A 15,799-nucleotide genomic window follows, 5' to 3' on the forward strand; every position below is an offset into this window, starting at 1 on the left:
GTTTGGCTTTGCAGGCGGTCTTTATGATACCCAAACAGGACTGGTGCGATTTGGAGCCAGGGATTATGATGCATCCACTGGACGCTGGACAGCCAAGGATCCCATCCGGTTCAATGGCGGGGATACGAATCTGTATGGGTATGTGCTGGGGGATCCGGTTGATTTTACGGATCCATTGGGATTAAATCCTGCTGTTATTGCAGGAATAATATGGGGAGGTACGTTAGGCGCGGATAGTGTTCTGGGGGGGGTAGTCGGACTTGGTACAGGATTAATTGGAGGGCAGGCTCTTTGGGATCATTTGCTGGCCAATGAAGACACCAATTCACCGGACGCTCCTTCTCCGACCCCACCTATTCCAAGCGACCCTTCAAGTTCACCAGGAGAAGATTGGAAGTGGAAAGGAAGCGGAACTCCGGAAAGTGGAAAAGGAAATTGGGTAAACGACAAAACTGGGCAAAAATTGCATCCGGATTTGAATCATCCTCTTCCAAAAGGACCGCATTGGGGATTAACGAACCCTGATAAATCAAAATGGGATTTTTTCTCTGGCAGTGGATGGAAAAAATGCAACTAATTTTATCGTTTTTGAAAGTTTATTAAATGAAAGATGACTTGTTAGTATTTGAATTAAACAAAGATGGCGACCAGTTATTTATTCATGGTGATCCAACAGGTCTACGGCGATTAGCGCAGTTGCTTGAATGTTTAGCTGTAAAAGCAGAAAATGGGGACTTCCCTCATGACCATTTATTTTCCGAAGAGTGGGGTGGTAGTGAATTATCCGTGATAACTCAAGAGGATGGAAATAAGCATTTAAATCACGTCAAAATTTATGGGTGGCCAAACAGTAATGGATCTGCACCATACAAGGTAATTTCAGAAATAACATAATAGAGAATCTGGCGATCTCTCATGGCGATGCCACATACACCCTACCGCCAATGGCGAATGGCTCACCAAAAGCGGCCTTGATCATCGTTTGGGCCAGTCTGTCCGGAAGATTCTGGAAACAGGGGCTGCTTTACCAGAACGATCTGAACCCCGCCGCCGAGATGGACGGCTCTGGCAATTTGATCAGCCGCTTTGTCTACGGCACCAAGGCCAACCTTCCCGATTACATGGTCAAAAATGGCCAGATTTATCGCCTTGTGTCTGACCATCTTGGTAGCGTGCGGCTGGTCGTCAATATCCGCGATGCCTCCATTATCCAGCGGATGGATTACGACAAATATGGTCGCATTATCCAGGATACCAACCCTGGATTCCAGCCGTTTGGCTTTGCGGGCGGTCTTTATGATACCCAAACAGGACTGGTGCGATTTGGATCCAGGGATTATGATGCATCCACTGGACGCTGGACAGCCAAGGATCCCTCCGGCTTAACGGCGGGGGTACAAATTTGTATGGATATACGCTGGAGGATCCGGTTGATTATCCAGATTCGAATGGACTGATTCTTGATACAATACGAGATCTTGCAAATGTTGTTCACGACGTTTGGAATGAAAATTGGATTGATGTGGCAGCGGATGCTGTGGCAATCTGCGGCCCGTCTGTTCCAAAAATTGTAAAAGAAGTTGGAAAAAATCTTGCGAAATAAGTAGAAAAATAAAAGTCCCCTGCAAAAAGTGGGTGGCGTTCATTGCTGACCTGATACAATCCAATTCTCTGAATTTACATGCTTGGAGCTTGTGTGGCTTGACAAAATGTCACAGGTAAATGTTCAAGCAAATCAACCTGTTTTTGTCATTCAAAAGCGTTCAAGGCTGTCGGTGAGGTCATCAATGGACACCACCGATATATTTGGAACAGGTGTGACATGCCTTTGCTCAGGAACATCACGTTCAGGACCCGACTGGTTGGCTTGTTTTTGCTCATCGGGGTATTGCCTCTCTTGTTGACCGGGTGGTTGATCACGGCGCAGGTGGACAAGGTTTTGCTTGACACAGCCAAGAAAAACTTGTTGGCAACCCTTCAGATCAAGAAGGCTCATGCCGAATATGCGCTTCAGATCACCCGGGAGCGGTTGCAGGATCTGGCTTCCCGGGAGGAGGTGATCCGGGGGATGCGGGAGATCAAGGAGGCGTTCCGGGTACAGTCGGCACTCGATCAGCATGAGAATCCGGAAAGGCTGCGCAATCGGGCACAGGCCTATTTTGAGACCTCTTTTGTTCCGGAATATCGTCGTCGAAATCAGGATCGTTTGCCAGCCAACCATTATATCACCTTGCTGGATGCAAACGCCCTGCTTTGGCATGAACTGTTTGTCTGGCCATCGGGTGCGTCTCTGGACAGGAATTTTTCTGCAAGGGACAAACAAGCCACCCCCTATGCGCGGGTTCACTCCCGCCACCATGATTTCTTTGCAAATATTTCAAAGCGTTTGGATTTTCATGACCTGGTTCTTGTGGACGATGCAAGCGGGGATGTGGTCTTTTCGATCCGGAAAGAGATTGATTTTGGCACCTCCCTGATCCAGGGACCTTTTGCCAATACCGGTATGGGTGAAGCGTTTCGGCGCGTGCGCAGCATGAAGCAGGAAAATTCTTTAATTATGATTGATTATGCAGCCTATTTTCCTTCGCATGACGATTTGTACGCTTTCATGGCGGTTTCCATTCCGGCTGAAGGGCAACGGCAAGGCGTGATGATTGCCCAGTTTCACGGCGAGAGCATGGATCGCATTGTTCAGGACAGAATGGGAATCGGGCAAACCGAAGACATTTTTTTGCTGAGTCGTGCGGAGCAGAGAGTCACCTATCGCAGCACCCGCAGTGGCAATATGGGCATGATTGGTGACATCGTGAACGATTTGGTCCCGGAACTGCTTATGGCGCAGGACAGGGTTGGTGTGAGGCAGGAAAGTGATGCCAAGCCGGTTTTTGCTACATCCGGTTCCACCTTGCAAGTCATGATACCTCTGGATATTCCAGGTGTTGACTGGCACATGGCCGGAATCATCTCCCTGGAGGAGGCCATGGACGCGGCCAATGTATTGAATCATCTTCTCCTGGGCATTTTGCTCGCCATGATTCTTTTTGTTTCACTGGCGGCGCTTGTGTTTGGGAAAAGTCTGCTTCAGCCCATGCGCGCTCTGGCCCAGGCGGCCCAACGCATTGCGACCGGTCATGGATCGGCACGGGTTGTGGTGGAGACCGATGATGAGATCGGGCAGATGGGCTTGGCTTTCAACCATATGGCCCGGCGTGTGGAACAGCAATACTGGGTCAAGGAAGAGTTGGCCACGCTTGCCGGGGTTTTGCAGGCTGCCAGGAGTGTGCCAGAACTGTCCCAGGTCATGGTCCGGCAACTGCTTGCCCTGCTGAACGCGGCCCAGGGGGCATTTTATCTCCGGGACAAACAAACCGGTCGCTGGATGGCCAGTGCAGGATACCAGTTTGAATCTTCCCCTGAAGAACCAATTTCCCATGCCCCCGGGGAAGGGATCGTTGGCCGTTGTTTGCTCGAACGCCAAACCATCGTTCTGGATAATCTTTCCAGTATGGATCTGAAAATCGATACCGGTGTGGGCCAAGCCACACCGGTCTCTGTCGTGGCCCTGCCGCTGAATTACCATGAACAAACCCTGGGCGTTATCGTGCTGGCCGCCTGTCAGCCATTCACTCCGGAACAGCGGCAATTGCTGGATGAATTTTCCCTGTTGGGGGCGCTCTCCCTGGACAATCTGGAGCGGATCCAACACATCGAGGAGTTGCTGGCAGAGACCCGAGTCCAGGCCGTGGAACTGGAAAGCAGCCAGCAAGAACTGGAGCAGATGAACCAGGAGCTGGAGACCAACCTCCGGGCACTGCGTCATTCCGAAGAAGAGATGCGTCTGCAACAAGAGGAACTTGCCCGTGCCAATCAGGGGTTGGAGGAACAGGCGCAGCTTCTGGAACAACGCAACGAACAGATCGAGCGGGCACGTCTGGAGGTGGAAAAGAGCAGTCGCTACAAGTCGGAATTCCTGGCCAACATGTCGCACGAGCTGCGTACTCCCCTGAACAGCATCCTGATCTTGTCCCGGGAGTTTGTGAAAAATTCGGATGGTCGTTTGGCCGTCGATCAGGTGGAAGCGGCCCAGGTCATCCGGCAGAGTGGCATGGAACTTCTCGACATGATCGATGAAATCCTGGACATATCCCGCATCGAGGCCGGACGGGTGGATCTTCAGATCGAGACCATGGATCCGGGAGGTTTTGCCGAGGAGATTCGTCGCCAGTTTGCGCCGCTGGCCCGGGAAAAATCATTGGGTTGGCATGTGACAACCGATCCATCCCTGCCGTCTGCCTTGAGACTGGATCAGACCAAGTTGCGGCGGATTGTCAAAAACCTCCTGGTCAATGCCTTCAAGTTCACGACCCAGGGCGAAATATCCGTTGTCTTTGGCTGGCAGCCGGCTGATCACCAGACGACCGGAGCGACCCACACCCTGGCCATTCGGGTTGCGGATACCGGGGTGGGTATTTCCAGGCAGGATCAGGCCATTGTTTTCGAGGCTTTCCGGCAGATCCACCATGCCGATGGCAGCAAACAGAGTGGCGTGGGCCTGGGATTGGCCATTGCGCAAAAACTGGCCCGCCTGATGGGGGGGAGCATCACCCTGGAGAGTGAACCGGGGCAGGGGAGTGTTTTTACCCTGCTCGTTCCCGGTATCCCGGATGGACCGGATACCACGCTCCGGCAAGACTCTCTTCCGGTTCCGGATGGCCAGGTTGTTTCCGCCCCTCCAGCGCCGGTGTCAGTGCCTGACCCGGTTTCCCGGTTGCCGGATGGTCGGAAGGTGCCCGACATGCCAGAGCCGGTGTCGGACCCGCGTTCCCTGTTGATCATTGAAGATGATCCGATTTTTGCCGGAAGCGTGGCCACCCTGGCCGAAGGACGTGGTTTCCGTGTCCTGACAGCCGGTACGGGTCAGGATGGCCTGGCGTTGGCTGTTCGGGAGCAACCCAAGGGCATCATTCTCGATTTGGGTCTGCCCGATATTTCCGGCGAGGAACTCCTGGTCCGGTTGCAGGAACATGACCGGACGCGCCATATTCCGGTTCACATCATTTCCGCACGTGCGGATCCCGGGGAAAAACGGCGGTTGGGAGCGCTCGGATACCTTGTCAAACCGGCTCCCGATGCCGCCATTTTGCAAGTGTTGCAACGCCTGAATGCCGGTGTTGTCCCCTCCACTGCCAGCCGGGATGCCGGATCTGTTCTCTCCTCATCAGGTCTGAATGCCGGTGCGACCCCGGCATCTCTGGACATGGGTGCCGGAGCTGCTCCACTCTCTCCCGGGCGACGCCGGTTGTTGCTCGTGGAAGACCAGCCGGAAATGCGCCAAGCGGTGATTGCCCTGGTCGAGGATCAGAATGTGGAGGTGGTGGAGGCTGCCACGGGGACCGAGGCCCTTGCCCATCTTGCAAAATCTCCATTTGACTGCCTGATCCTCGATCTTGGCCTGCCGGACATGGACGGCCTGCAACTCCTCGAACAGATGCGAAGTTTAGTGTCTGGAGTCCTGCCGCCCGTGGTGATCCATTCTGCCCGTGACCTGACCCGTGCGGAGCATGATCGCTTGCAACAATATTCGGACAGCATCATCGTCAAAGGTGTGCATGCCGAAGAGCGGTTGCGCAACGAGGTCATTCTCTTCCTGCATCGCGTCGAGCAGGATACACCCGGAAAAGCGGTTGATGTTGCACCGTCCATGCGCCACCACGAAGAGTTTTTTGCCGGCAAGACCGTGTTGCTGGTCGATGATGACGTGCGCAATGTCTTCTCCATGACGCGCACGCTCGAAAAAAATGGCTTGCAGGTCCGCATGGCCGGGAATGGTCGGGAAGCCCTGGCAGTGTTGGAGCGTGACCAGCCGGTGGATATCATCCTCATGGACATGATGATGCCGGTGATGGATGGTTATGCCGCCATGCGCGAAATACGTACCCGAGCCGCCTTCAGCACCTTGCCCATTCTGGCCTTGACAGCCAAGGCCATGCCCGAGGATCGCCGAAAATGTCTGGATGCGGGTGCCAATGATTATCTGGCAAAACCAGTGGATATGGATCGCCTGCTGGCCATGATGCGCATCTGGATGGGCAAGAAAATGTGATGTTATATTCCACATTCTTTTTTGGTGAATTTGGGTTAAACTGTTTAGAAGAGGAACGTCGGCGGTCCAGAGCGAGATAAACACCAGAGAAAGGGGGTATCCTTATCATGGATCAGGCGTGGTGGAATCGGATCATTTATTCTGTTGCGGATCGTGGTCGTGAGCTGCTCAACCTCAACACGACCGAATCCCCGATGAACCAGCTCGAACACATGTGTCAGGATTTGCTCTCCGGGGCCGGCGAGGCCCGGGGAACGGCCCTGGCGCGGGAAGTGGTCCGGGTCATGGAAAAACTGGATGATCGGGGCTGGGGGCATTTTCTGGAGACCCTCCACGCCGGTTATGGACCCGATACCAACCGCCTCATGATGATGGTGGAAGCCTATCGGCGGGACCCGAATGACAAGACGCTCCTGGCCCTGCGTCAGGAAGTGGTCTCACCCCGACAGGAGCTGTTTCGGCGCATCAATCTTTCTCCGGGTGGAACCCAGGTGTTGGTGCGACTGCGGGAACAATTGCTGCGGCTGCTTCCGAAAAAACCCCACCTGGAGATGGTGGATGCCGATTTGAAAGATTTGTTTACGGCATGGTTCAATCGGGGATTTCTGGAGCTGCGGCATATCGACTGGCGCAGCCCGGCCCTGATTCTGGAAAAATTGATCAATTATGAAAGCGTGCATGCCATTCGCGGCTGGGATGACCTGCGGCGGCGCCTGGAACAGGATCGTCGCTGCTATGCATTTTTTCACCCTGCCCTGCCCGATGAACCCTTGATATTTGTCGAAGTGGCCCTGATGCGGGGCATTCCCGACCAGGCTCATTCCCTGGTCGATCCCGAAGCGGCCATCCTGGACCCGAAAAGTGCTGACAGCGCCATATTCTATTCGATCAACAATTGCCAGTATGGTCTGCGGGGCATTTCGTTTGGCAATTTTCTCATCAAACAGGTAACCACCGAGTTGCAGGAAGAGTTGCCAAACCTGAAAAATTTTGCCACCTTCTCGCCGGTACCGCGTTTTGCCGAAACCCTCAAGCGGTCGGACCCGGATGCCCCGTTCAACGCCCAGCGTTTGCGGACTCTTCTGGAGGATCAGGCCGATGTGATCCGCCGGGAAAGTGGCAAACGGGATCTCGTGGAAGGTTTTTTTGCCTTGCTGCGCGAACCGGAACGTGCCCGGTTGCATCTGGCGGCAGCGCTGGAAATTCTGGTTCTGGCCTACCTGGTTCAGGTGCGGCGAGGCAAATTGATTCTTGATCCAGTGGCCCTGTTTCATCTGGCCAACGGTGCCCGCCTGGAAAGAATCAATCCCCTCGGGGACACATCCGTTGAACGGTGGGAGGCATCCTATGGGGTCATGGTCAACTATCTCTACAAACCCGAGCAACTGGAGCGCAACCACGAACGGTTCATCGAAGAGGGCAAGGTGACCCTCTCCCGGCAGTTGACCAGAAAGCTCGGACCGGTCAAAAATGCCTGGAAGGCTCCCTAGGGATTGAAAATATCCATCTCAAGGGTTGTGCAGGATTGCCGGTCCAAAGTATTGTTCAACCTCTGCTCGGGAAATGGCCCCCACTTCGAGGGCTTTGTGGACCCCTTCCCGGAGATGAGCCGGGTCCAGGTTGCGGTCCCCCGACAGTCCGTTCGCCACCTTTGCCAGCAGTTGGGTACGGCGCTGGGGATGCACGGATGCCCCGACAATGGCCTGAAAGACATGTCCGGCAGTAAACGAGTTGTTCATGATGTTCCTCAAGCAATGGATCCTGGAATCAGCCTGCCGATGACCAACGGAAAACCCTCTCATTCTTGACTTTTTTTGTGGTGAAATCAATGGAACAGTGGGAACCGCTGATTCGGGAATATGGGTATGTCATCCTGTTTGTGGTCACCTTTCTGGAGGGTGAGACCATCCTGCTTGTGGCTGGTTTCATGGCCCAACAGGGGATTCTTGACTTGTGGCTGGTCATTCTGACCGCATTTTCCGGAACTTTTTTTGGTGACCAGCTCTATTTTCAGATTGGTCTCCGCTGGGGAAAAAATCTGTTGACCCGGCTCAGCGACTCCTGGCGGCAACGCAGTCAGCGGGTACAGGAGCTGTTGCTGCGTTATGACACTTGGTTCATCCTTGGTTTTCGGTTTGTCTATGGCATTCGCAATGTGACCCCTTTTGCCCTGGGATCGTTTGGGATTCAACCGCTGCGGTTTTTTTTGCTCAACGGTCTGGCGGCCATGATCTGGGCCATTGCCTTTGGCTTTATCGGTTTTGTTTTTGGTCACACCCTGGATGCATTCTTTGATCGGATGAGCGTCTATAAATACTATGTATTGGGTGGTTTGTTGGGGGTGGGAATATTGATCTGGATGGTACGCAGAATTCGGCATTTTCGCAAGACCGACCGGACATTTTGAATGCAAGGAACGACCATGATACATAAATCTTTTTTTACCGTGATTAGCATGGCCCTCTGGCTGGGCGTGATTCTGGAAGGATGCGTGCCGGTGGCCATGCTGGGCGGCGCGGCGGCATCGACTTCCATGCTCGGGGAACGGCGCGGTACCTCCGACTATTTTGAAGATAATTGGGTGGCCATCAAGATTCGCAATGCCTACCTGCAAAGCGACAAGGTTTCAGCCGGCAATGTCAATGTCTCAGTCTACCGTGGCAAGGTGTTGTTGACCGGTGTGGCTGCCTCGGAAGAGGAGATTGCCGAAGCCATCCGTATGGCCAAGGAGACGCGCGGCGTGGCCAAGGTCATTTCCGAATTGAAGGTCCAATTCCTGTCCGCTTCGGAAGTGGCCATGGACATTCTCATCAGCAACAAGGTCAAGGTAAAGCTGCTGGCGGATCGTGATGTACGGGGACTCGATTTTCATGTCGAAACCACCAAGGGCATCGTCTACATCATGGGCTTGGCCCGCACGATCGGCGAACGAGATGCTGCTGTGAAAATTGCCAGTGAAGTGGCCGGAGTCAACCAGGTGGTTTCGTATGTTGATATCGACGCCAAGGCCTACCCGGTGAATCCGGAAGCCCAGGAAGCGGTTCCCATGACGACTCCCGTGGTGACCAAAAAGCGCAATGCCTCGGATGTCCTGGAAGACAACTGGGTCGCCATGAAAATTCGTGGTGCCTATGTGCGCAGCGATGTGGTCCATGTCGGCAACATCGACGTGTCGGTCTACCTGGGACAGGTCCTCCTGACCGGTACGGCCGAGTCGGAAAAAGAGATTGCCGAGGCCATCCGTATCGCCAAAAATACCCTGGGCGTGTGGGAAGTGGTCTCGGAACTCAAAGTGGAACACATGACTGCCCAGGATCTGGGACAGGATGTCTGGATCACGAACAAGGTCAAGGTGGCATTGCTGGCCGATCAGATCGTCCATGGCATGGACATTCATGTCCAAACCACCAAACGGGTCGTTTATCTGACCGGCGTCGCAGCCACGATCATGGAACGGGATCGGGCCGTCGGCATTGCCCAGGGAGTGGACAATGTGAAAAAAGTGGTCTCCTACGTCGATATCGAACCGGATGCCCAACGGAAAAAATGAGCGTTTCTGCTGTCCAGCCGCCGCCGGTTGCCTTGCCTGAGGGGTTTCTGGTCGCCTTGGAGCGGGCTGTGGCCGGTTCGGCCCGTCTGTTGACCGATCCGGTGGCCATGGAGGCCTATGCCTGGGATAATACCGGGCTCCGTTTTCGACCCCAGGCGGTCCTCATGGCCACCACCACCCGTGATGTTGCCCAGACCCTGGCCCTCTGTCAGGCCATGGGAGTTCCGGTCATCCCCCGGGGTGCGGGTACCGGGAATGTCGGCGGTGCCCTGGCGGTCCAGGGGGGATTGGTCCTCTCCACCCAACGCATGCAGCGCATCCTGGAAATTCGTCCGGAGGATCGTCTGGCGGTGGTGGAACCCGGTCTGGTCAATGCGGAACTCCAAAGTGCCCTGAAATCCCATAACCTGTTCTGGCCGCCGGATCCTTCCTCTGCCCGGGCCTGCACCGTGGGTGGCAATATTGCCATGTGTGCCGCCGGTGCCAACGCCCCCCACTACGGCGTGACCCGCGATTGGGTCCTGGGTCTGGAGGCGGTCCTGCCCGATGGCACCATCATCCACACCGGTGGCCGAACCACCAAGGGGGTGGTGGGGTACGACCTGACTCGTTTGTTGATCGGTTCCGAGGGAACCTTGGCCGTGGTCACCCGGGCGACGCTACGCCTGGCCCCGCTGCCCGCTGCCCGGCGACTGTTCCGGGCTGTCTTCGGTTCGGTACCGGATGCGGTCCAGGCCATTTCCGCCCTCATGGTCGCGGGAACAACCCCGCCCACCGCCATCGAATTCATGGATCCTGCCTGTCTTGACATTCTGCGCCAGGGTGGGGATGTCACCCTGCATCCCGCCGCCCGGGCCATGCTTCTCCTGGAGGTGGCTGGTGACATCGATACCGTGCCAACCCAGGCACGGCACATCCTGGCCACATTGCAACACTTTCATCCCCTGGAAGTGGTCCAGGCCACCACCCCGGAAGAGGCCGCCCAGGTCTGGGAGGCCCGCTATGCCATGGCTCCCACCCTGAAAAAAATTTCTCCGCGTCGCATCAACGAAGATGTTGTCGTCCCCGTATCACGCCTCCCGGAGCTGATCGACGGCCTGGCCGCCATTGCCCGCGATACCGGTATTGCCATTGTCAATTTTGGTCATGGTGGGAACGGCAACATTCACGTCAATCTCCTGGCCGATCCTCACAACCCGCATAGTCTCGATCATGTCGGGCCGGTCCTTGACCGGGTCTTTTCCCTGGTCCTGGCCCTGGAAGGAACCCTCTCCGGAGAGCATGGCGTCGGCATCCAAAAAATGGCTTTCATCGACCGGGAAATTTCTCCGCCAACCCTTGATTTGCAACGTCGAATCAAGGACCTTTTTGATCCCAAGGGGATTCTCAATCCCGGAAAAATCTTTCCTCCCCGCCCGGTGTGAAACAGGGGTGGTGGGTTTTTGATTGACCTGTGCGGCAAAATCCTCTACAAACATCGTTTTGTGGACATGGAGAAAAGGTTGTTTCAGTCACAAGTAAATCAATCAGTTGCCAAACCAGCAGGCTTGGCTTGCGGTCTCTGGCTTGCGGATGCATAAAGGGATTTTCGTCCTGGAGAAACCAACATGAGCAAAATTGCCGATATCCACGTCCCGGAAGGGTATCGTCCCTCGCCGGACGAACCCTACATGAGCCCGATTCAACGCGCCTTCTTTCGCAAGCTGCTGTTGACGTGGAAAAATCAATTGATCGAAGAGGCAGAAAAAACCGTCTCGGTCATGAATGAAGAAAAAGCGATCTTCGCCGATCCCACCGACCGGGCCAGCCTGGAGACAGATCGCAATTTTGAACTCCGTACCCGCGACCGGGAACGCAAGCTGATTTCCAAAATCGACCGCACCATCGAAAACATCGAGGCGGACGATTATGGATTTTGCGAAAGTTGCGGCGTGGAAATCGGCCTGCGCCGTCTCGAAGCCCGCCCCGTGACCGATCTCTGCATCGACTGCAAAACCAAGGAAGAACACCTGGAAAAAATCCGCCGCACCAACAATGCCGTCGATGAAGATGAAGAGTTATAATTCATGCTTTCGAACTATCTCCATGCGGCCATGTGTCACGCCCACTATGAAATCTTGTTGGACGACAATTCATTTTATGGTGAAATACCCATCTGCAAGGGTGTTTTTGCCAGTGCGCCTACCCTGGAAGCGTGCAGGGATGAGTTGGCAGAGGTGCTGGAAGAGTGGGTTTTGTTCCGAATCTACAAAAATCTGGCCCTTCCGGTCGTTGATGGCGTAACTCTGCTCCTGCGCCAAGCCGGTGTGGCCGTAGAAAAATGGGAGCAGTTGTGAATGGTGAGAGTTGCCATGGAACGGATGTGAACTTGGGAGCGGGAATTTTGGAAGCGATACGCTCTTGGGAGGTGCGAGATGAAAGTTGACAGAGATTTTCACCGTCCAGACGTGGTGCAACGTTTGGAAAGCATGGATGAGGAGCTTCTGGCCCAGGTACTGGCGACCACTCCTGTCAATGAAGATGAACTGCGTGAGTGGCAACAGGAAGGGGTCATGCGTGCCATCGCTGAAATGGATGCCAAACAGGGAATCCCTCACGCGGAAATCGTGCAACTGGTGAAAAATTTGCACAAAATTCAAGCGACCAATCCAGTATGAAGATTGTTTGGTCATCGCGTGCCTGTCTGGATCTGATCAATATCAGCACTTATATCGAAGTCATGAACCCTGTTGCTGCTCCAGCGGGTGTTTTTGCGTATTCTTGCAGCGATAGAAAACCTCCCGGTTGCTCCATAAATGGGCACACCAAATTTTATTACTAATTCCCGTAAGCTTATTATTTCTGACTTGCCCTGCTTCGTTCATTACCGCGTCGTCGAGGATGTCATTCAGATATTGAGAGTCTATCATGCTGCGCGAAAATGGCCTGGGAAGTAATCTGGCCTTCTGGTGCGCATCGGTCTTGACGAGGGGCGTGGCCGTTCAGGAACGGCTGACAAGATAAAAAAATCAGGTAGTGCCTTCGTTTGGTTGATTTCGCTCAAATTGCCATACCAAACCCAAACCGGTTGATATAAAGGCCGATTATAATGTCATGCATAAGAATCGACCTGGAAAAGCAAATGGTCCTGCGTGCCAGTCTCTTGATACGAGTTCTCAACGTCAAATGCTTTCGTTCAATCTTCCACGTATTCTCTTTGCCTGCGACATGCTTCTCTGGATCGATATGGCGACTGTAAGCACCCCAGTCGTTTCATCCAGCTCGGCGTCTTCCACTTTTATCAGAACCACATCTGCTGTTGCTGATGCCACTTGTGCCAGCACATGAAGATTCACCTGGGTCAGATCAGGGCTTTTTTTTCAAAATGTTCATCACGGTGTTTTGAGTAATGCCCAATACACGGGGCGTATCACGAATGCCACTCCCATTCATGGCCATGTCAAACACTTGTTTGCGAACCTCGGACAATCTTCCTTTATCCTTGTAATTAAACAGAAAAATCATTCTCTCGCAGGATTCGTTTTGACACAGGTATCTCTGCTCACCGTTGGGCTGTTTCCCGAATTTGACAACCTTCAAACTTCCACACACAGGACATTGAATATCCACGACGGCCATCATACCCTCCTTGGCAAAACAGATGCACTACCATTTTTTGAAGTTAAAAACTTTAACAGTTAAAACAAATTATTTCAGAGGGGTTATGCTTTATTAGGCTTGACCTGTTTGCCCTTTCCGGGTTATCTTCAAGAGTGTTTGCTGTTTGAGGGTCAGTTGCTTTCGGAATTATTTTGACAGGAGGAGTTATGAAAAATATATTGATTTCAGAAATTATAAAGTTAGTAAATTGTACAAAAAATATGCATATCGGTGATCAATCCATTGTTAATGGAACCGGATGGCATCTTTACAGAGGTGAATATAAAATCCATACGCATAGCTCGGAATTTTATATTCTGTATTTTGATTCGGCAGCGACAACTTTAAATATTTCTGCTGCGAAGCAATATTTGTCGTATAATCCAAAGATCGACAGGAAAAAAGTTCATGTCATATTTGCGGCTTCAATTTCTAGTTTGCAGACCCTTCAAGAGTTTAAAAGAGACGTTGGCGGTTATTGGGAGGCAAAGGAGTATGTTTTTTCATTGATGCGGAGTGAACTGGAAGACTACCGAAATCACATCCTTGATCTTATGCCGGAAGATTATGTTGAGCCACCTATTGGCACTCCGGTCGGGATCCCGTTTACAAATCTTAATCCTTTACTTAGTTTTTTTGACGATGATTCAAAGGGAAGGCTTGGAGTAGTATTGGCAGAGCCGGGCCAAGGTAAGACATACCAAGCAAGGTATTTATGTGCTATTCTGGCTAAAAAGGGGAACTATCCGGTATTCGTTTCATCAGAACAATGGAAAACAATGTCTGTTTCGGACCTGTCATCTATCTGGAAAACTATTTCCCATTCTTTTCGATTTGTTGGTAGTCCTATTGATTGGATTGATGGGAATGAAGATTTTGTTATTAAATTAGCTATTAAAGCTGGTTTATTTCAAATAATTTTTGATGGATTTGATGAATATATGTCAATAATATCGAGAGATAGTGATGTTCGTGAAGTTATTAGTAATTTATTGGACTCTGTAGAAAATGAGGGATCAAAAATTATTGTAACGTCCCGTGAAGCGTTCTGGAAAGCTGAGGTAGGTGATAGTTTGTCGGGAGATAATCAATGTAGTAATATTTTTATGTATTCTATTAACCCATTTGATCGTAACTCTATGCGTAAATATTACAAAAAAAAGTTTGGATCTGAAAAAGAAATTGAGGTTGCAATGGGAATCTTTAATATGCTGGAAAAATTTAATGACGTATTTATTGGTAGAGGGTTTGTAATGTATCTGATCGCAGAGCTTGTTAAAAAAGGAACGTATGATTTTATTGATATTGCTGGGCATGCGCATGGGGGAATTATCAGGTGGTTGTTTGAAGCGTTGTGCGAACGTGAAATTGGGAGGCAAGGATTAAAATTTTAAAAAAAAGAGCAATTGAAAGCATTGAAATTATATGCTATTGAAAATATAAATGTGCATGAAGGTTTTATTGATAATGATATTTTTAAATTATCGATAGCTTGCTCTTCTAACAATAAACTTTCAGATGATGAATTAAACGAAGTGCTTAACAAGATGCGAACTCATTCTCTCGTCTCATGGGATTCATCGAACCAAAAATGGGTAATCAAACAGCCTCAAGTAGAGATATCTCTAGTTTCTTTATTTATTATTGATGCCATGGCTGCAAAAAATCGGATGCCTAATTTAATTATTCCTGAGAATAAGATTAACGATATCTCATCCATGCTTGTTGGGATGTTGGATAACGAAATATCTAAATGTAGAAATATTATTGAATATTTGTTAAATTTTAACTCAAATGATTTAAATAAATTGGCTGTATTAATTTCTATTAGATGTGTTGAAAAAAATAAATTAAACAGATCAGAAAAAGCGAATACTTTAGCTGAATTGTTCAAGAATGGGTTGTCTGATTTGTTGTTCGGTGGCAATATATCCGATTTTGATATGAGCGGAAAGAGATTTTTAAAATGCACATTTAATAACGTTCGTTGGAATAATTGTAAATTTGATAGCAATACTATTTTCGAAAAGTGCGTAATTAAGGGCGGAAACGCTAATTACTGTGATGGTTTTGGTAAAATTCAGTTTGTAGATTCGGAGATAAACCGTGATGCTAATGTATATATTGTTAATTCCCAAATTAAAGAAGGGAAAAAGAGTTATTCAAAGGATAATTTAAAAGATGATGTCGGTATTTTAATAAGGAAGTTTGTTCCTAGGGGAATGTCTGTATTTAAAAGTGTTGAAAATAATAATCTTACAAGAGGAAATATTTCATCTTCTAAATATCGTGATGAAATTTTAGACGAATTAAAACGTTGTGTAATTGAATCGCACCAAGTATCTGGTGTTAGAGACGATGTCTATCGTATATCCAATAAAGCAAAGGATAACGTCAAATTTTATTTGAACAACAATGTTTTTGTAGGTGTTTTGCAAGAATGCATTGATAATCTTGTGCGGAAACTCGATCTAAAATAATGTATTAGGTTATTATTTTTTTATGCG

The 15,799-nt window shown here is 50.7% G+C and carries 16 protein-coding genes; 13 read left to right on the plus strand and 3 right to left on the minus strand.

Annotated features, from left to right (window positions below; translation table 11 throughout):
- The 5 genes from HQL65_12865 to HQL65_12885 all read left to right on the plus strand — a co-directional run.
- The coding region (locus tag HQL65_12865; GenBank protein ID MBF0137125.1) for a hypothetical protein at positions 1–577 on the plus strand (577 nt) is incomplete at its 5' end.
- 26 nt (positions 578–603) lie between these two features.
- Entirely contained in the window at positions 604–894 is a 291-nt protein-coding gene (locus tag HQL65_12870) for an immunity protein 32 (protein MBF0137126.1), read from the plus strand.
- Positions 895–1,055: 161 nt separating this feature from the next.
- The gene (locus HQL65_12875) at positions 1,056–1,457 is read left to right on the plus strand and encodes a hypothetical protein (GenBank protein MBF0137127.1); all 402 of its coding nucleotides are present in this window, start codon (positions 1,056–1,058) and stop codon (positions 1,455–1,457) included.
- A gap of 365 nt (positions 1,458–1,822) precedes the next feature.
- Entirely contained in the window at positions 1,823–6,103 is a 4,281-nt protein-coding gene (locus HQL65_12880) for a response regulator (GenBank protein ID MBF0137128.1), read from the plus strand.
- A 107-nt stretch (positions 6,104–6,210) separates the two neighbouring features.
- Positions 6,211–7,593, plus strand: a complete 1,383-nt coding sequence (locus HQL65_12885; GenBank protein ID MBF0137129.1) for a malonyl-CoA decarboxylase family protein — start codon at positions 6,211–6,213, stop codon at positions 7,591–7,593.
- Between the two features lie 18 nt (positions 7,594–7,611).
- Here the strand turns inward: HQL65_12885 and HQL65_12890 are convergent, their stop codons facing one another.
- Entirely contained in the window at positions 7,612–7,842 is a 231-nt protein-coding gene (locus HQL65_12890; protein ID MBF0137130.1) for a hypothetical protein, read from the minus strand.
- A gap of 89 nt (positions 7,843–7,931) precedes the next feature.
- Between HQL65_12890 and HQL65_12895 the strand changes: the two genes are divergently transcribed.
- From HQL65_12895 to HQL65_12920, 6 genes are all read left to right on the plus strand, one after another.
- Entirely contained in the window at positions 7,932–8,510 is a 579-nt protein-coding gene (locus HQL65_12895) for a DedA family protein (protein ID MBF0137131.1), read from the plus strand.
- Positions 8,511–8,525: 15 nt separating this feature from the next.
- Positions 8,526–9,653, plus strand: a complete 1,128-nt coding sequence (locus tag HQL65_12900; GenBank protein ID MBF0137132.1) for a BON domain-containing protein — start codon at positions 8,526–8,528, stop codon at positions 9,651–9,653.
- The gene (locus HQL65_12905) at positions 9,650–11,077 is read left to right on the plus strand and encodes an FAD-binding protein (GenBank protein MBF0137133.1); all 1,428 of its coding nucleotides are present in this window, start codon (positions 9,650–9,652) and stop codon (positions 11,075–11,077) included. Before HQL65_12900 ends, HQL65_12905 begins: the two co-directional genes overlap by 4 nt.
- 183 nt (positions 11,078–11,260) lie before the next feature.
- Positions 11,261–11,716 (plus strand): RNA polymerase-binding protein DksA, encoded by a 456-nt coding sequence (dksA, locus tag HQL65_12910; GenBank protein MBF0137134.1) that lies wholly within the window; start codon positions 11,261–11,263, stop codon positions 11,714–11,716.
- A 3-nt stretch (positions 11,717–11,719) separates the two neighbouring features.
- Entirely contained in the window at positions 11,720–11,989 is a 270-nt protein-coding gene (locus tag HQL65_12915; GenBank protein MBF0137135.1) for a type II toxin-antitoxin system HicB family antitoxin, read from the plus strand.
- Between the two features lie 78 nt (positions 11,990–12,067).
- The gene (locus HQL65_12920) at positions 12,068–12,310 is read left to right on the plus strand and encodes a hypothetical protein (protein ID MBF0137136.1); all 243 of its coding nucleotides are present in this window, start codon (positions 12,068–12,070) and stop codon (positions 12,308–12,310) included.
- Between the two features lie 382 nt (positions 12,311–12,692).
- Here HQL65_12920 and HQL65_12925 read toward each other — a convergent pair whose 3' ends face one another.
- Positions 12,693–12,878: a hypothetical protein gene (locus HQL65_12925; protein ID MBF0137137.1), complete on the minus strand. Its 186-nt coding sequence runs from the start codon at positions 12,876–12,878 to the stop codon at positions 12,693–12,695.
- Positions 12,879–12,998: 120 nt separating this feature from the next.
- Complete coding sequence (locus HQL65_12930) at positions 12,999–13,271, minus strand: IS1 family transposase (GenBank protein MBF0137138.1); 273 nt, start codon at positions 13,269–13,271, stop codon at positions 12,999–13,001.
- A gap of 188 nt (positions 13,272–13,459) precedes the next feature.
- Between HQL65_12930 and HQL65_12935 the strand changes: the two genes are divergently transcribed.
- Both HQL65_12935 and HQL65_12940 read left to right on the plus strand, forming a co-directional pair.
- Complete coding sequence (locus tag HQL65_12935) at positions 13,460–14,686, plus strand: NACHT domain-containing protein (GenBank protein MBF0137139.1); 1,227 nt, start codon at positions 13,460–13,462, stop codon at positions 14,684–14,686.
- 12 nt (positions 14,687–14,698) lie between these two features.
- The gene (locus HQL65_12940) at positions 14,699–15,772 is read left to right on the plus strand and encodes a hypothetical protein (protein MBF0137140.1); all 1,074 of its coding nucleotides are present in this window, start codon (positions 14,699–14,701) and stop codon (positions 15,770–15,772) included.
- Positions 15,773–15,799 lie beyond the last annotated feature (27 nt).

The sequence above is a fragment of the Magnetococcales bacterium genome (assembly GCA_015228935.1).
In the GTDB taxonomy this organism is placed as follows: Bacteria; Pseudomonadota; Magnetococcia; order Magnetococcales; family DC0425bin3; genus HA3dbin3.

Bases quoted from the DNA above. Each gene is read 5' to 3' on its own strand.
- HQL65_12870 (MBF0137126.1), top strand. From the start codon at position 604: ATGAAAGATGACTTGTTAGTATTTGAATTAAACAAAGATGGCGACCAG.
- HQL65_12875 (MBF0137127.1), top strand. From the start codon at position 1,056: ATGGACGGCTCTGGCAATTTGATCAGCCGCTTTGTCTACGGCACCAAG.
- HQL65_12880 (MBF0137128.1), top strand. From the start codon at position 1,823: ATGCCTTTGCTCAGGAACATCACGTTCAGGACCCGACTGGTTGGCTTG.
- HQL65_12885 (MBF0137129.1), top strand. From the start codon at position 6,211: ATGGATCAGGCGTGGTGGAATCGGATCATTTATTCTGTTGCGGATCGT.
- HQL65_12890 (MBF0137130.1), bottom strand. From the start codon at position 7,842: ATGAACAACTCGTTTACTGCCGGACATGTCTTTCAGGCCATTGTCGGG.
- HQL65_12895 (MBF0137131.1), top strand. From the start codon at position 7,932: ATGGAACAGTGGGAACCGCTGATTCGGGAATATGGGTATGTCATCCTG.
- HQL65_12900 (MBF0137132.1), top strand. From the start codon at position 8,526: ATGATACATAAATCTTTTTTTACCGTGATTAGCATGGCCCTCTGGCTG.
- HQL65_12905 (MBF0137133.1), top strand. From the start codon at position 9,650: ATGAGCGTTTCTGCTGTCCAGCCGCCGCCGGTTGCCTTGCCTGAGGGG.
- dksA (MBF0137134.1), top strand. From the start codon at position 11,261: ATGAGCAAAATTGCCGATATCCACGTCCCGGAAGGGTATCGTCCCTCG.
- HQL65_12915 (MBF0137135.1), top strand. From the start codon at position 11,720: ATGCTTTCGAACTATCTCCATGCGGCCATGTGTCACGCCCACTATGAA.
- HQL65_12920 (MBF0137136.1), top strand. From the start codon at position 12,068: ATGAAAGTTGACAGAGATTTTCACCGTCCAGACGTGGTGCAACGTTTG.
- HQL65_12930 (MBF0137138.1), bottom strand. From the start codon at position 13,271: ATGGCCGTCGTGGATATTCAATGTCCTGTGTGTGGAAGTTTGAAGGTT.
- HQL65_12935 (MBF0137139.1), top strand. From the start codon at position 13,460: ATGAAAAATATATTGATTTCAGAAATTATAAAGTTAGTAAATTGTACA.